Origin of the sequence: Atopobium fossor DSM 15642 (genome assembly GCF_000483125.1) — a bacterium.
In the GTDB taxonomy this organism is placed as follows: Bacteria; Actinomycetota; Coriobacteriia; order Coriobacteriales; family Atopobiaceae; genus Atopobium; species Atopobium fossor.
The window spans coordinates 516,569-532,760 of sequence record NZ_KI519553.1 but is presented as its reverse complement, the minus strand read 5'-3'; the positions used below and the strand labels follow the sequence as shown (position 1 = coordinate 532,760).

Genomic DNA, 16,192 nt, shown 5'->3' with positions numbered 1-16,192 from the left:
TTATCTCGTACGACCATCAGGTAAACTGGTTGTTTGGACTGACACATCAAGAGAGTCCAACATTACAGCAGGTCATACGCGTCAATATCCAATGCCATGTTAATACCCAACTTTGGTCCAATTTGTGCAGCACACGTACTGAGCACAGAACCAGGATTAGAAGTTACAGGCGATTTTACAAGAATATGCCAACGAAAACGGTCTTTAACCTTGGCTTTTACACATGGCGCAGGACCCAAAACATGCCAGTTGTCCATATCGTGCACTTCCTCACGCAAAACAGCGGCAAAGTTTGCTACTGTTTGTTTGACCGCTCGTTCGTTTTTACCCCATACCACCACATTGGACAGTCGAGTGTAGGGCGGATAGTTTGCTTCTTTACGATCGAGAAGTTCTGGCTCTAAAAACAATCTACGGTCATGTGCTAAAACAGCCTGAATAGCTGGATGAGAAGCCCAGTAGGTTTGCACAATGACCCGCCCTGGCTTACTACCACGACCCGCACGACCTGCAACTTGTTCTAGCAAGTTATACGTTCGCTCTGCTGCACGAAAATCCGGCAATTTAAGTGTGGTATCTGCATTAATAACCCCTACAAGCGTAACATCCGGAAAATCCAGACCCTTAGCAATCATTTGCGTGCCAATAAGCACTGCGCAAGGACTTGCATCAAACTGTTCGAGTAGACGTTGATGTGCACCCTTGCCCTTAGTGGTATCTGCATCCATGCGAATAATATCCACATCTGGACCCAGCAGCATAGCAAGCTCATCTTCGACGCGCTGAGTACCTACACCAAACTGCGCCAAATAGCGGCTTCCACAACTTGGACACTTGGTGGAAGGGTCTGGAAATGCTCGTACTGGCCAGGTGCGCCCACAGCTGTGACACATAAGCTCATGCGTACGCTCGTGGTAAGTCAGAGAGGTTGAGCAGTGTGGACAAGTGGGTACGCAACCACACTCGCGACACATTAAAAAATTAGCAAAACCACGACGATTAAGCATGAGTACGGCCTTCTCGCCATGCGAAACAGCATCATGCAAGGCAGACACAAGCGGTTCCGAAAAAATGGAACGGTTACCCGCACCAAATTGCTGAGTCATATCTACAATTTGCACACGAGGCAATACCGCAGTGCCGGGACGCTCATTCATGCTCGAGCGTACCCAACTAACACCTGCATGGGTGCCGTGTTGTGTACGAGCTAGGCTCTCTAAGGATGGCGTAGCACTACCCAAAACCAGTGCGCACTCACAAAGTTGAGCTAGGCGTGCAGCTACTTCACGTGCATGGTAGCGTGGACTCGAATCTTGTTTGTAGGAGCTTTCATGCTCCTCATCAATGATGATAAGCCCTACATTACGTAGCGGTGCAAATAAAGCAGACCGTGCTCCTACCACTACGTGCGCCTGACCCTGGCGCACCATATCCCACTGGTCAAAACGCTCTCCCGCAGAAAGACGAGAGTGGAGAACCGCAACATCATCTCCAAAACGAGAGCGGAAGCGGCCAACCGTCTGAGCTGTCAAAGAAATTTCTGGCACCAATACGAGGGCACCTTTGCCTTGTTCGCGTACTTTTTGAATAGCAGCAAGATACACTTCTGTTTTTCCAGAGCCTGTAACGCCATCTACTAAAACAACATCTCCTCTGCCACTCTTACAGGCAGCATTAATAGCTGCAAGAGCATCTTGCTGGCCGCGTGTGAGTTGCTCAGGTTGAGCAGCCTGAGCGCTCGAGAGTGTAGTGTTGGCATATCCACGCACTCGACGCTTGGTAAAAATACGCACAACACCCTTAGCCTCAAGTGTACGAACTGCAGATGAAGCCCCTACAATAGTTGCGTTGAGCTCTGACATACGCAAAGAACCTGATGTAAGTGCAGCAAGCACCGCACGTTGACGTGCAGCATTTTTGCGAGGAATAAACTCTTGAGCAGTAGAACTAAGCTCAATCCAACGGTCGTCCACAGCACCTGTTGCTTCACAGATAAGCTCCCAGGGACTTGACGCATTTTCTCGATGCACACGCATGGATTGACCAGGCGCAATAAACAAGCGTAAGCAATCAGAGAGTGGAGCGGCATATTCTTCACACATCCACCAAGCAAGCTCAACGGATTTCTCATCAAAAGCAGAATCTGTAAGAACGCGTTCAATGGGCTTGATTTTACCTGCCGGCACACCCGCTGGTGCATGCTGTACCAGAGCAATTACATATCCAACCGCAGCGCGACCAGAAAAAGTAACCAATACGGTTGTTCCAACCTTGCAGCTAGATTCCAAATTGGCGGGAACAACATAATCAAACGCAGTGCTAATAGAGCGTGTTGGAATATCCAGCACTACCGATGCAAACATGTCCCCTCCCTACCTCTTTAGGTTTGTATACCTCAAAGCTCTACCTCAAATTAGGTCTTTTTATTCTACTTACAAATTCGTAATAGTTGCTAAATATGACAAAGATATATAAGGCTACTGGTACACTATATTGACTCGGATTTGATTAGAAGGAATCTATGAAAACGATTCGCTATGTTATTCATTTATTGGCTCGTAACTTTTGGACACTGCTTGGCTTTGAGGCAGTGCTCAGACTGCTTACCACCCTTGCTCTTGTGCCTGTAGTTCAGCTATTTATAGATCGTCTTATGGCTTTTTATGGCTACTCATTTATTACGCTGGAAAGTCTTCCTGCTTTCTTGGCACATCCCGGCGTACTATTAGCCATACTCATCCTGTTACTGATACTATCTGCTATCTCAATCTTTGATGTTTCGGCTGTATTGCTCATCTTTGATCAATCTCGAGAAGATAAAGACATTACTATACGTGAGGCCTTTACCTTTGGTCTTCAGCAGTCTGTACGTACGTTTTATCCACGTAACATCATGCTGCCCTTGTATGCATTGTTGCTGGTACCCCTCCTTAACTTAGGTATTACCTCCAACGTAATCAATTCAATTCCCATTCCAGAATTTATCATGGACTATATTCTGGAAAATCAAGCATTCACTGCTGCGTATGTATGCATTGCCCTTGTAATGGGTTATATCTTCATTCGCTTGATTTATACCTTTCCAAGCTTCCTACTAGAAGGACAGTCTTTTGTTAAGTCTGTAAAACGCTCTTTTTGCTTAACCAAGAAACATTTTTGGGGAGATCTTGTCTCTATTGTTGGGTTGAAATTTCTCTTTGATGGCATGCTTCTTGTTATTGTGGCCATACCAAGCATCATTGCCATGATGGCTTTTCTCAGTAATGCAGGCGTATTTATCAAATCTGTTGTTGTCGGTATTGTTGCAGCAACCGCAGCTGCCATTATGCTACTCACCATTGTATTAGGCTCCGCTACCAGTTATGCCATTGTCTGTACACGTTATTGGAACCATTTAACTTTACTTGAAGAAGAAATCCCTAATCCAGAACCTCCTCAATGGATTAGACTTCCTACCACGCCAACCAACCGCTGGATTATTGGCATTGCTGCTGCGTGTTACTTAATCCTCTGTGTAAGCGCCACTTCATTTGCACAATATTCCATTACCACCGAAGATTTAGATACTGAAAAACAATTGTCTGAGGTTGAAGTGACCGCTCATCGTGGCGCCAGTAAGTACTACCCAGAAAACACTATGGCAGCGTTTCGCGGTGCAAAACTGCAGGGTGCAGATTGGGTGGAATTAGACGTCCAACAAAGTAAAGATGGCGTGCTCTTTATTTCTCATGACTCTAACTTTATTAGAATCTCTGGCGTTAATAAAAATGCCTGGGATATGGACTACTCAGAAATTGCCAAGCTCGATGCAAGTGGGCTCTTGAATAAGCAATACAAGGGTGAGCGTTACCCCACTCTCAAACAAGTACTTGCTTGGGCTAAAACCAATGATATGCGTCTTAATATAGAACTCAAGCCCAACAAACATTACACTAATCTTGAAGCGCAAACAGCCCAAGAAATCCGCGATGCAGGCATGACCAAAAACGTAATTGTAACCTCTCAAAACTACGAGTGCGTCAAAAATATTGCACAAGTAGCACCTGATATGCCCCGCGTGTATGTCATGAGCTTGGTATATGGCAAGATTGACGAGCTTGATGCAGCAAACATTTATTCTGTAGAAGAAAACAGCTGCACCAAGCGCTTTGTCAATTTTGCTCATGAGAATGGCAAGCAGGTATTAGCATGGACCATTAATAAGCCTGCTAATATGGAACGCGTTCTAGAAAACGGTGTGGACAACATCATTACCGATGATGTTCCTACAGCCAAGCATATGGTAGAAACCCGCTCTTCCGAGATTACCGTGGACTCGCTTCTTAACGAGATGTACTACTACATGATTGGACAGTAGGCACACACCTACTTTAGAGCATTGAGCAATTCTTGCGTACGGTTGGTTTGTTCCCAAGTAAAGTCTGCATCCATGCGACCAAAATGACCATAAGCAGCTGTCTTCTTAAAGATAGGACGGAACAAGTCTAAATCACGGATAATAGCACCGGGGCGTAAATCAAAAACCTTCTCGACAGCTTGCTCAATCTGAGTATCATCTACTATACCTGTGCCAAACGTATCCACCATAATGGATAGTGGCTGAGAAACACCAATGGCATAGGCTAGTTGAATCTCGCAACGACAAGCCAAGCCTGCGGCAACAACATTTTTGGCAACCCAACGTGCAGCATATGCAGCAGAGCGGTCTACCTTCGTGCAATCCTTACCGGAAAACGCGCCTCCACCATGACGACCCATACCGCCATAGGTGTCCACAATAATCTTGCGGCCCGTCAAACCAGTATCTCCCATGGGACCACCAATAACAAAGCGACCAGTAGGGTTAACGTATATATGAGCATTGTCCCAAACAATGCCAACCTCATCCAAAACAGGGGCAATCACATGCTCAATCATATCTTGACGAATGATATTCATATCTTCAACGGCGCTGTCATGTTGAGTGGAAACAACAATGGCTGTCACCTCCACGGGCTTATCGTCCTCATAACGCACAGTTACTTGGGTTTTGCCATCGGGACGCAAATAGTCAACCACATGATTTTTGCGTGCAGCAGTCAGACGTGCAGCCATACGCTGAGCTAGGTATGCTGGCATGGGCATAAGTGCCTCTGTCTCATTAGAGGCATAACCAAACATCATACCTTGGTCTCCAGCACCAATCTTGTCCAGCGGATCGCAGTTCTTATCCGCATAGGTTCCATCCACACCTTGTGCAATATCAGGACTCTGATCATGAATAAGATTAAGGACACCGCAGGTTTCGCAGTCAAAACCATACTTGGCGCGGTCATAGCCAATCTCGCGAACTGTATTGCGTACCACAGCTGGAATATCAACATATCCCTGGGTACGAACTTCACCCATAACCACAATGGTTCCCGTGGTAGTAAAGGTTTCTACCGCACAACGTACATTCTCCACGCGCGCAGGCACACCATCACAGTCCACATAGCCAGCTGCTTCGAGCTGGGTCTCCTTAGTGAGAATAGCGTCTACAATTGCGTCAGAAATCTGATCGCACATTTTGTCGGGATGACCCTCTGTCACACTTTCTGACGTAAACAAATAGCTTTTTCCAGCCATGCAAAACACCCTTTCATGCAGTCTTCTAACGCAGCAAGCGTCAGTAAGTCTGTAGCTAGAAAGCAAAAAGCCCCCAGCTCTATAACGTGGGGGCAGCATACATCCGCGTGTATATTCCCCCGTCTTCCAGATACAATCTGCCGAGATTTGGCACCGCGCCCCACTTTTGGAGTCGGTTGCCGGAGCTTCACAGGGCTCGGTCCCTCAGCTCTATGCGCTCATGTATGTGTGCCGCCATGGCTGATGGCATACATACAAGCGCCTCTTGACGAGAATACCTAAATTATAGCTAGGTTATTTCTTTTCTGGCTCTGCAATACCGTATGTCACAACATTTACTACTCTGCGTGCAAAATCAGACACATGAACGCTATCGCTTTGTTCTGCCACACTACGTGCGGCAAAGAAAAATGATCCTACTAGGCAATCTGCTGTAAGTTGGCTGTTAAGATCTGCCCGTACACTGCCAGTCTCTTTGCCCTTCTCGAGCGCAGTTTGAATAATCTTAGATGTCAAAGCAAAACGAGAATTAGGGTCACGCACCAAGGCATCAGACTCAGCAATGTCATCTGCTAGAGCAATTGCAATGGTAGGACTGTCGTACAAACTTTCACAAAATACCAAACAAAGATTGCGCAAAGACTCAAACGAACCATCGCCCTTCTCGGCAGCTTGACTTAACAGCTCCAAAAAGCCCGCAAAGGCATCGTCCAGTACTTCATCCACAATCATGTCATGATCTGCAAAGTAATAATACAAGGCGCCTTTGGTGATGTTGCAACGCTGCGCCACCTCCGTCATTTGGAACTCAACGCGTCCACGCTCGGAAATGATGTCTGCTGCAGCTGCAAGAATAGTTTTACGAGTACGCATACTCTTTGCTGTTTTTTGCTTTGTAGCTTCTGACATGTATCTCTCCAGAACTTTAAAAACCCTGCATGTAAAAAATTAACTCCGTATCAAAAATACAGTAATGCCACCGTTTTACCCAGATAAAACCTCTTATACTAAGAAGTCATAAAATCCGCAAAACAACAAAGCTGTATTTAACCTAAAGATAAACAGAATTGTACATAATCCTATTGCATTAGTAGGTAACAATTGGCATATTAATTTCTTCTTTTTGTATAAAACAAAGATATCAGGTATATTCAGATTGTACTCAGGCAATGTAAAGCACCTACCGTCTATCTACACACGCATGACTACACCACACAGTGCCTAGGTAGCGCGTTATAATAAGTCGATTAGGTTTGTGCAATAAACTGTACAACTGCCGCTGGAACATATTTTCCAGCGGCCGCTTTTATCATTAGAGGAGTTACGCATGTCCAACACCACACCAATTCGCGTTCGCTTTGCACCCTCACCTACTGGCAAACTTCACATTGGTGGTGCTCGTACAGCCATTTATAACTGGGCTTTTGCACGTGCTAACGGCGGTACTTTTATTCTGCGTATTGATGACACCGATCCAACTCGTTCCACAGATGAGAACACTCAAATTATTTTGCGTGCCATGCGTTGGCTTGGTTTGGACTGGGATGAAGGTCCTGAGGTTGGTGGAGACTGCGGTCCCTATTGGCAGACCGAACGCCTAGATATATATCGCAATGCTGCTCAAGGCCTGGTGGATGAGGGCAAGGCTTACTATTGTTTCTGTACTCCCGATAAGCTCGAGGCAGACCGCAAGGCAGCCCAAGAACGTCATGATTCCTTCCAGGGCTATCAACGTACCTGCCGCAACATTAATCCCGATCAAGCTCGTGCTCGTGCAGAAGCAGGTGAACCTTATACCATTCGCATTAAAGTACCTGAAGATCGTGGCGATGTAATAATCCATGATGCAGTTCATGGTGATGTTACTTTTAACGCTAAAGAACTGGATGACTTTATTCTCTTCCGCTCTGACGGCACCCCTACTTACAACTTTGCCACCGTTGTGGATGATGCAGATATGCGCATTACTCACATTATTCGTGGCGACGATCATCTATCCAATACACCACGTCAAGTTATGGTGTACGAGGCTCTTGGCGCACCCATCCCCACCTTTGCTCATATCTCTATGATTTTGGGTGCAGATGGCAAGAAGCTCTCCAAGCGTCACGGCGCTACCAGCGTAGAAGAATATCGTGAGGCAGGTTATGACTCCGATGCCTTTGTAAACTACCTAGCATTGCTGGGTTGGGCACTCGACGGTAAGACAACCATCATTCCGCGTGACGTACTTGCGCGTGAGTTTTCTCTTGAGCATGTATCAAAAAATCCTGCAACCTTTGATCAAACCAAACTGGATTGGGTAAATGGTGAGTATCTTGCAGCAAAGACTGATGCAGATTTTGCCCGTGATGTGCTCATCCCTCAACTGGTAGCCGCAGGGTTTGAGAAGGATGGTGAACGTGCACATGAGGATGCGTGGTACGAGCTTTTAGCTTCTATCCTCAAGCCACGTATTAAGCTTGCGCCTGAGGTAGTGGAAAAGTCTCGCTTCTTGTACGAAGGCAGTGCACTTTCATATGACGAAAAGAGCGTAACCAAAAACCTTGCTAAACCAGGTACGCTTGTCTACCTTAAGTCCGCTTATGAGGCTTTAAGCTCTATTGATGCAGATGGGTGGACAGCTTCAAACCTAGATGAGGCATTAGCACCACTTCCCGAGAAGCTTGAGGCAAATAAGCGTAAGTTTTATGCTGCGGTTCGCGTAGCCGAGTGCGGCAACCAAGTATCGCCTCCTATGGGCGAGTCTTTGCAGCTCCTTGGCCGTGATCTTGTATTGGCACGCCTTGAGCAAGCTTATGAGCTAGCCCAAGCGTAACGCATAGTTAGGACACATGCCCATGATGACAACATCGGCATTTGAGATTCTTGGCCCCATTATGGTTGGCCCCTCCAGCTCTCATACAGCTGGTGCCGCTCGTTTGTCTTTGGTCGCTCGCTCGCTCATCAACGCACCGCTGGCGAGCGTACGTTTTATTTTACATAATTCGTTTTCTCATACCTACCAGGGTCACGGCTCCGATCGTGCCTTGGTAGCTGGCATTTTAGGTCTCATGCCAGATGACACACGCATGCGCACTTCTTTTGCTTTAGCAAAAGAAGCTGGCGTAGAGGTAGAGTTTGTAGAGGCTGGAGACGATCCTGGTCTACATCCCAACACCGTAGATATTTGTATGACCTGCACTGATGGGAGCTCCCTAGAAGTTCGTGGTGAATCTCTTGGTGGAGGTCGTGTACGTTTGAGCTCCATCAATGGTGTTGAAGTGGACCTTACAGGTGACTACCCCACATTGTTTGTAGGCCATTGGGACCGCCCCGGCGTTCTGGCTTCTCTTACTGGTTTCTTTGCCGATGTTAAGGCAAATATTGCTACTATTCGTACCTACCGCACTGCTAAGGGTGGCCGTGCTTATACGATTATCGAGACGGACGAAGCACTGCCCGAATCATATCTTGATTCCATTCGCTCTATGGACAATGTAGTGGAAACCGCCATGGTAAAGGTACCTGGCACCAGCGAAGTAGCTCCCGATGCTCAGCTTGCCTATGGCTTTGATAGTGGAGCAGAACTTCTTGCTCTTTGTGAGAAAACCGATAAAACCATTGGCGAGATTATGGCTTTACGTGAGGCCGAGCTGGAACATACTGACCTTACTTCTCAAAATAAGCGTATGGTCCACGTAGCAGAAGTCATGGAAGAAGAGTCCACTAAGCCTTTGACAGAACCCCAGCTTTCTCTTGGTGGTTTTTTAAATGGTCAGGCTAAGGCTGTTGCTAATAATACATCTACCTATGCATCCACACTTTTGGGTGACACACTCAGCCGTGCAGTGGCACGCGCAATGGCAGTACTTGAACGCTCAGCTGCAATGGGTGTTATTGTTGCTGCTCCCACCGCAGGATCTGCAGGCGTAGTCCCAGGAGCTGTACTCGCAAGCGTTCAAGCTAGACAGGCAAGCCAAGCAGAACTGCTCAATGCCCTTTGGAATTCTGCAGCTATTGGTGCCATTATCTCTCGTAATGCAACTGTTGCTGGTGCAGAGGGTGGTTGTCAAGCAGAGGTTGGTGCTGCGGCTGCTATGGCAGCATCAGCTCTAGTGGAGTTACACGGCGGAAGTCCGCAACAAGCCTTGGAAGCGGCCTCTATAGCTATTGCTAATCTCTTAGGTTTAGTTTGTGACCCCGTACGTGGATTAGTGGAATTTCCTTGCCAAGATCGCAATGCCATTGGTGTTTCTGATGCTTTTAGTGCTGCTCAGCTTGCTCTTTCCAACGTGGGTTGCCCCATCCCCTTTGATGAGGCTGTAGCTGTTATGTACTCCGTTGGCAAGTCCATTCCTGCAACGTTGCGAGAAACAGCCTTAGGCGGTCTTGCACAAGCTCCTTCTTGCCTTGCGTGCGGTGGCTGTAACTAAAACCGTACGGTTTTAGTTAGATTTATCGTGCTTCTTGCCAGAGGACTGCTTATGGGCACGAGCAGCCAATTTAGCAGCCGTAGCACCACTCATACCAGCGCCACCATAGTTGCGCTTATTACCAGGCTCAGCTACAAAACGCCTACCCATCATACGATCACATCTATGACGGATAGACACGGGGTTGTTAGAACGCAACCCCAATAAAGGAGCAGCAAGAATTGTAGGTGCAAAAAAGGTAACGATACGCCATACCAAATAACCAGCCGTTGCAGAAGCGCCAAACAACGGACCATAAAACAGGGCAAAGCCAGATTCTACACCGCCAGTTCCACCAGGCAAAGGTACTGCAGTTGCAACCATTTGTACCATGGAACCTGCAGCCAAACAGGCCCAAAAGTCCGCAGTCTGACCAAAAGCATTCAAAACAAACCATGGAATGGTGTAAAACGCAGCAAGCTGCAACATGGTAACAAGCAAGGTTAACGCCATGCTAGGGATATGAACAGCAGCACGTTTAAAGGCATCTGCAAACTCATCTACTTGGCGATTGATAAGATCATCAAACTTGGAAGTGTCCTTAACCAGACCGCGCTTTTTAATCCAGCGTAAAAAGCCATTTCCAAAGCGCTTAACAAAACCTGGGCACAAGCACACTACAAAAAGAACAATGAGCTCGACAGCATGCATACCAAACACAAACAGATTTAAAATGACAATATCACCATAGGTATGCAAAAAGAACTCAAACTTACCTAGCAGCGCAAGCGCAGCAAAGAGAACAACACCAAACTGAAACATAATGAAGCGTGTAAACTGCGTGGCAGATGCCTCACCTGCATCTAACCCCGTACGCGTGAGACGCAAAATCTGAGAAGGAACTGCACCCGCCATCATGGGCGTGAGGTTACCAAAAAAAATACCCGAGGCTTCAACACTCATAAGGTCACGAATGCCAACGGGAGAATCTGGATCGAGCCAAACCGCAATAGCATATGCAATAACGCCAAAAACAAAGTAGAGCACAAAACATACTACTGCCCCAAAAATCCAGGCACGATTTGCATGAGCAAGCGCATCAATAAAAGTTGCCATTTGTCCCGTTACAATAAGGAAAATGATATAAGCAGCCACAACTACTGCTAAGAATTGAGCTCCTCTTCGCACACTTGACGTCTCTTCATCCTTGGACGTAACACGCGTTTTTGGTTTTGAGCCAAACTTTATTTTGGACTTCTGGGGTTCAGAAGTATGAGTAACCTTGTTGGACATGAATCTCCAGTTGATAGAACTAAGTGCTTCGTTTAAGTTGTAGTACTTAAATGATACAGGAGCACGCAACACTCGCCCACCCCAGGGCAAGTAAACCCACTATAAGTGCGTAAGAGCTATGAAAAAAGGGTCGGATAACCGACCCTTGAACATGTGGTAGCCCGTACCGGATTCGAACCGGTGATCTCCGCCTTGAGAGGGCGGCGTCCTGAACCGCTAGACGAACGGGCCAAACTATAAGGTAGGACTCTTGGCTGGGACGGAGGGAGTCGAACCCCCACTGACGGAACCAGAATCCGTTGTCCTACCATTAGACGACGTCCCAAGGGATACGTCCTACGCGCCTTAACGCAAGAAAGTACTTTACGGGATATATGACTTAAGTGCAAGTCCTAATTTGAAAAAAATTACCAAGTTTTGGAAAATTTATTGAAACATCAGGTCAAAAGTAGTATTAAGCAACAATTACACGCTTTTCTCGCCCAAAATCCAAGCTACTTGAGCGGACTTTGAGTTATCCAGACGACCATGTACCACCTCACGCAGCACACTTTCTAGGATGGTGCCAATCCAGGGACCAGGACGTCCACCCAAAACTTCCACAACATCGGCACCGCTTATAGCCAAATCCTTTACACGATATGGAGCCTGCTGACCCACTAGCTCACGCAATATTAGTTCAATTTTATCTATCTCTATGGCATACGAACGATAAGGAGCTGCCTTACCCATAGCATCCGCGCGCTTAAGTATAAGTGTTTCAAAAGCAAGTGGCACGGCCTGACCAGGGCAACGGCTATCAAGATCGCTCATCATACGAAGCACGGAGTGACGTGTGGCTTTAACAGGCCTATCGTGAAAACGTACTAAATCTAGGCAAGGCGTAATAAGGCTTGTTGGAAGAGCAAGCATGCGCAAAATAGACTCGGACATTTGAGCACCTGCAGAAGGGTGACCAAAAAAGTGACCTTGGCCCTTCTCGTCCATAGTAAAGGTATGCGGCTTGCCAATATCATGCAACAAAGAAGCCCAGCGTAAGCGCATAGATGCATGACCGCCTGCAAAGCACTCTGTTGCAGCAACCACCTGCATGGTGTGCTCGTACACATCGTAGCAATGGTAGGGACTGTTTTGCTCAAAACCTACCATAGGAGCAAGTGAAGGTAGTGCCGCCAACAACACACAACGCTGAGTACGCATAGCCCAAGCAAGGTGTCCGGTGGCGATAATACCCGTGAGCTCGTGACCAATACGCTCGCGCGCAATGTGTGCCAACTCGGGCGCACACTGCTGCAACGCGGTTTGTGTAGCTGGCTCTACTTCAAAACCTAAACGCGCGGCAAAGCGCACAGCCCTAAGCACACGCAAGGCGTCCTCGCTAAAGCGACGATATGGATCTCCCACGGCACGAATAAGCCGTAACGTAAGGTCTTTCTCGCCAGCATAAGGATCAAGAAGGCCGCGTATAGGATGATAGGCCATAGCATTGATAGTGAGATCTCTGCGTGCAAGATCGTCAAAAATTGAATCCACAAATTGCACGCTATCTGGATGACGTAAATCAGAATATCCAGACTCCACGCGGTACGTGGTTACCTCTACTGGATGACCTTCCAACACAGCCGTTACGGTCCCGTGTTGAATACCCGTGCAGTGCACCTCTATATCTGCCGCCTTGAGCAAACGTACAGACTCTTGCCAGGGTGCATTGGTACACACATCTACGTCATGCGAAGGCATGCCTAAAAGGGCATCTCGTACCCAGCCACCAACCACCCAGGCCTCATATCCACCTTTTTCTAAAGTAGACAACACAGCTAGAGCATATGCGGGCAAACTAGCTGGCAAAATGTAATGGCTCATAGATGAACCTTTGGCTCAAACAACGGATATACAACAGACAAACAACAGATAAACAGCAGACAGTATGTACATAGTATAGCGCGCAGAATAAATGAATGTTAACGGGCATATACAAGTGCATGTCACCCAAAAAAGACATGGTATTCTTCTTATGTTAAAACCCTATTTGTATGGAGGATTTTCATGGATCAAAATATGTCTGTCACCTTTGACGACATTGCTGCCGCTCGCCAGGATTTTGCTGCAGAGCGTGCCAATGTTGTTGCTAAAAATGCTGCAACTGCCAAGGGTATTCGCACTGTTGCCCGCGTGCCCGAGGCCATTGCACACAATGCCTTAGCCTTTGACGTGGAGGTAAAGCAGGGCGATCGTACCAACCAGGAGCGCTCTGGCCGTTGCTGGATGTTTGCATCCCTTAACACCTTTCGTATTCGCATCATGCAAAACTACAACCTTAAAACGTTTGAGTTGTCGCAAGCCTATCCCCTGTTTTGGGACAAGCTGGAAAAGTGCAACTGGTTCTTGGAAAACATTTTAGACACCACGGATGAGCCGCTTAATGGCCGTCTCATGAGCTATCTTTTGTTTGACCCCATTTGCGATGGTGGTCAATGGGACATGTTTAAGGGTTTGGTAAAGAAATATGGTGTAGTCCCCAAAGAGGCAATGCCAGAAACCGCTAACTCCTGCAATACCCACGATTTAGACACCTACCTCACTCGTTATTTGCGCGGTGCCGCCAAACGTTTGCGCGAGACTAAAGCAGCTGGTTCCTCTCATGAGGACCTTATTGCTATGAAGAAAGAAATGATGAGTGAGATTTACCGTTTGCTTGTAATTTCTTTGGGTGAACCACCTGTAAACTTTGATGTTCGTCTGCGCGATAAGGACGATAAGCTCGTACTTTCTGGCAACTTCACACCTGTAGAATTCTTTGAGAAGACCGTTCAAACCAATCTTGATGATTACATCTCCTTGATTTCTGCTCCCACTGCGGACAAACCTTATAATCGCACCTTTACCGTTTCTCGCTTGGGTAATGTAGTTGAATTTGGTCAGGTACGCCACCTTAACCTCCCCATTGAGGAACTTAAGCATGTAGCCATTGCACAGATGCAAGACAACCTACCCGTATGGTTTGGCTGTGACGTTATGCAGTCTTACCTGCAAGATGAGGGCATTATGGACACCGCTGCGATAGATGTAGACGGCTTGTTTGGTTTTGCTATCGAAGCCGCCCTTAACCGAGAAGAGCGTCTTGACTATGGTGAGTCTCTTATGACACACGCCATGGTTTTGGAGGGTGTGCGCTTTGATGATAAGGGCAAGCCTGCCATGTGGAAGGTAGAAAACAGCTGGGGTAAAGATCATGGTCGTAATGGCTTTGATACTCTCTCAGATGCATGGTTTGATGAGTATGTTTACCAAATTGTAGTAGACAAGAAGTATCTAACCGAAGAGCAACGTGCAATCTATGACGCTCATGATGATATTGAGCTCGCCCCTTGGGACCCCATGGGTTCACTAGCCCGTTAAGGAGAGTTTTATATGAGTTTACATACCGTTGATCCTGCTTGGGCTGCTACACAAAACGAGTCCTTTGCATCTGAGCGTGCCAATCGCGTAGCTCGCAATGCCGTTACCAGCATGAATGTGATGGCTGCCGCACGTGATTATAACCGTATGCGCACGTACCATGACAGCTACAGCGTAGAGCTTAAAACTGCACCCATTACCAATCAGCGCCAAAGCGGACGATGCTGGCTCTTTAGTGCCTACAACGTAGCCCGTACTGCCACTATGAAGCTTCTTGATGTAGATAGCTTTGAGTTCTCTCAGGCATACGGCATGTTTTATGACAAGCTCGAAAAAGCCAATGCAATGCTAGAGAACATTATTCGTCTTGCCGATAAACCCAATGATGATCGCGAGCTTATGAGCGTCTTATCCGATGGCATGGGCGATGGCGGTTACTGGATTTTTGCTATGAACCTCATTAACAAGTGGGGTATGGTTCCTAAAGATGTTATGCCGGAAACCGCCAGCTCTAAATCCTCTGCTCAGATGAATGCTCAGCTAGAACGCCTACTACGCAAGGATGCTTCTATTCTTCGCAAGGAATTTGCTGCGGGTTTTACAACAGAGCAACTCCAAAAGCACAAACAGCAAATGCTTGCAGACGTGTATAAGCTGCTCTCCATCTGCTTAGGCGAGCCTCCTACACATTTTAATCTGGAAACTCGTGTAGGCAAAAACTGTAAGGTGGATACTTCTAAACTTGTCACTATTCTTCCCACCCAAGAAGACACGGACGCTAAAGACCCCAAGCGTATGTTGCGCGACCTCAACATTACTCCTCAGGAGTTTGCCCAGCGCTACGTTCCTTTTAATCCCTACGACTATGCAGAGCTCGTTTGCATTCCTTCCAGTGATTCCAAGCTCAATACCCCCTATCACGTTTGCTCTATTGACAGCGTTGAAGGTGGTCGTCCTAACCGCTTCCTTAATGTAGAGCAATCTGTACTGGAACAAGCAGCCATCGCTCAGCTTAAGGCTGGTGAGCCCGTAAGTATGGCCTGCGATGTTATGCAGGAGTATCCTCGAAACATTGAGGACTTCAAGGGCGTTTTAGCCATGGATGGCGTAGATTTGGATGGCCTGTTTGGCATGGAGTTGGGTATGAGCCGCACTGACATGCTAGACATGGGCGAAACATCCCTCACCCACGCTATGACCTTCCAAGGCGTAGAGCTTGACGAGAAAGGCGCTCCTGTTGCTTGGCGTGTAGAAAACAGCTGGGGTAAGGATTCTGGCAAGGATGGTTATCTATACATGAGCGCTGAGTGGTTTTGTATCTACGGCGGTGAGGTTGTTGTTCGTCGTGAGTTCCTGCCTAGCGAGATTCGCGATCTTTGGGATAACGCCCCTGCTGAAGAATGCGCTCCTTGGAGTGGATTTGCTCTAGGTGTAGGCCAAGGCAAATAAGAAATTACATTCTTGTACAATACAATTCAGCCGCCCCTCACAAGAGAGAC

At 47.1% G+C, this 16,192-nt stretch carries 10 protein-coding genes and 2 tRNA genes; 5 read left to right on the top strand and 7 right to left on the bottom strand.

The genetic code is table 11. The annotated features are described in order from the left end of the window. Window positions 1-62 precede the first annotated feature (62 nt). A complete protein-coding gene (priA, locus tag G469_RS0105220; protein WP_028264147.1) occupies window positions 63-2,363 on the bottom strand; it encodes a replication restart helicase PriA in 2,301 nt (766 codons plus the stop codon). A 158-nt stretch (window positions 2,364-2,521) separates the two neighbouring features. Here priA and G469_RS0105215 point away from each other — a divergent pair, with 158 nt between their 5' ends. Then, window positions 2,522-4,357 carry a glycerophosphodiester phosphodiesterase family protein gene (locus G469_RS0105215; RefSeq protein WP_028264146.1) on the top strand — a complete coding sequence of 612 codons (1,836 nt, stop codon included), beginning with the start codon at window positions 2,522-2,524 and terminating at the stop codon, window positions 4,355-4,357. Window positions 4,358-4,365: 8 nt separating this feature from the next. Here the strand turns inward: G469_RS0105215 and metK are convergent, their stop codons facing one another. Further along, on the bottom strand, window positions 4,366-5,607 hold the full coding sequence (gene metK / locus G469_RS0105210; protein WP_028264145.1) for a methionine adenosyltransferase: 1,242 nt from the start codon (window positions 5,605-5,607) through the stop codon (window positions 4,366-4,368). A 294-nt stretch (window positions 5,608-5,901) separates the two neighbouring features. Beyond that, window positions 5,902-6,516, bottom strand: a complete 615-nt coding sequence (locus G469_RS0105205; RefSeq protein ID WP_028264144.1) for a TetR/AcrR family transcriptional regulator — start codon at window positions 6,514-6,516, stop codon at window positions 5,902-5,904. A gap of 418 nt (window positions 6,517-6,934) precedes the next feature. Between G469_RS0105205 and gltX the strand changes: the two genes are divergently transcribed. Together gltX and sdaAA are read left to right on the top strand one after the other, a co-directional pair. Continuing rightward, complete coding sequence (gene gltX / locus G469_RS0105200; protein WP_028264143.1) at window positions 6,935-8,425, top strand: glutamate--tRNA ligase; 1,491 nt, start codon at window positions 6,935-6,937, stop codon at window positions 8,423-8,425. A gap of 22 nt (window positions 8,426-8,447) precedes the next feature. After that, window positions 8,448-10,022 carry an L-serine ammonia-lyase, iron-sulfur-dependent, subunit alpha gene (sdaAA, locus tag G469_RS0105195; protein WP_028264142.1) on the top strand — a complete coding sequence of 525 codons (1,575 nt, stop codon included), beginning with the start codon at window positions 8,448-8,450 and terminating at the stop codon, window positions 10,020-10,022. A gap of 12 nt (window positions 10,023-10,034) precedes the next feature. Here the strand turns inward: sdaAA and G469_RS08485 are convergent, their stop codons facing one another. From G469_RS08485 to G469_RS0105175, 4 genes are all read right to left on the bottom strand, one after another. Further along, on the bottom strand, window positions 10,035-11,294 hold the full coding sequence (locus tag G469_RS08485) for a lysylphosphatidylglycerol synthase transmembrane domain-containing protein (protein WP_051353783.1): 1,260 nt from the start codon (window positions 11,292-11,294) through the stop codon (window positions 10,035-10,037). A gap of 154 nt (window positions 11,295-11,448) precedes the next feature. Further along, window positions 11,449-11,525, bottom strand: a tRNA-Glu gene (locus tag G469_RS0105185). Between the two features lie 20 nt (window positions 11,526-11,545). Further along, window positions 11,546-11,619, bottom strand: a tRNA-Gln gene (locus G469_RS0105180). A gap of 140 nt (window positions 11,620-11,759) precedes the next feature. Further along, a complete protein-coding gene (locus tag G469_RS0105175) occupies window positions 11,760-13,157 on the bottom strand; it encodes a CCA tRNA nucleotidyltransferase (protein ID WP_028264141.1) in 1,398 nt (465 codons plus the stop codon). A 183-nt stretch (window positions 13,158-13,340) separates the two neighbouring features. Between G469_RS0105175 and G469_RS0105170 the strand changes: the two genes are divergently transcribed. Together G469_RS0105170 and G469_RS0105165 are read left to right on the top strand one after the other, a co-directional pair. After that, window positions 13,341-14,693, top strand: coding sequence for a C1 family peptidase (locus G469_RS0105170; RefSeq protein WP_028264140.1), 1,353 nt, complete (start codon window positions 13,341-13,343; stop codon window positions 14,691-14,693). A 12-nt stretch (window positions 14,694-14,705) separates the two neighbouring features. Then, on the top strand, window positions 14,706-16,142 hold the full coding sequence (locus G469_RS0105165) for a C1 family peptidase (RefSeq protein ID WP_028264139.1): 1,437 nt from the start codon (window positions 14,706-14,708) through the stop codon (window positions 16,140-16,142). Window positions 16,143-16,192 lie beyond the last annotated feature (50 nt).

Excerpts from the sequence above, each read along its gene's own strand:
- G469_RS0105170 (WP_028264140.1), top strand. The coding sequence starts at position 13,341 with ATGGATCAAAATATGTCTGTCACCTTTGACGACATTGCTGCCGCTCGC.
- G469_RS0105215 (WP_028264146.1), top strand. The coding sequence starts at position 2,522 with ATGAAAACGATTCGCTATGTTATTCATTTATTGGCTCGTAACTTTTGG.
- metK (WP_028264145.1), bottom strand. The coding sequence starts at position 5,607 with ATGGCTGGAAAAAGCTATTTGTTTACGTCAGAAAGTGTGACAGAGGGT.
- G469_RS0105165 (WP_028264139.1), top strand. The coding sequence starts at position 14,706 with ATGAGTTTACATACCGTTGATCCTGCTTGGGCTGCTACACAAAACGAG.
- priA (WP_028264147.1), bottom strand. The coding sequence starts at position 2,363 with ATGTTTGCATCGGTAGTGCTGGATATTCCAACACGCTCTATTAGCACT.
- G469_RS0105175 (WP_028264141.1), bottom strand. The coding sequence starts at position 13,157 with ATGAGCCATTACATTTTGCCAGCTAGTTTGCCCGCATATGCTCTAGCT.
- gltX (WP_028264143.1), top strand. The coding sequence starts at position 6,935 with ATGTCCAACACCACACCAATTCGCGTTCGCTTTGCACCCTCACCTACT.
- G469_RS0105205 (WP_028264144.1), bottom strand. The coding sequence starts at position 6,516 with ATGTCAGAAGCTACAAAGCAAAAAACAGCAAAGAGTATGCGTACTCGT.
- G469_RS08485 (WP_051353783.1), bottom strand. The coding sequence starts at position 11,294 with ATGTCCAACAAGGTTACTCATACTTCTGAACCCCAGAAGTCCAAAATA.
- sdaAA (WP_028264142.1), top strand. The coding sequence starts at position 8,448 with ATGATGACAACATCGGCATTTGAGATTCTTGGCCCCATTATGGTTGGC.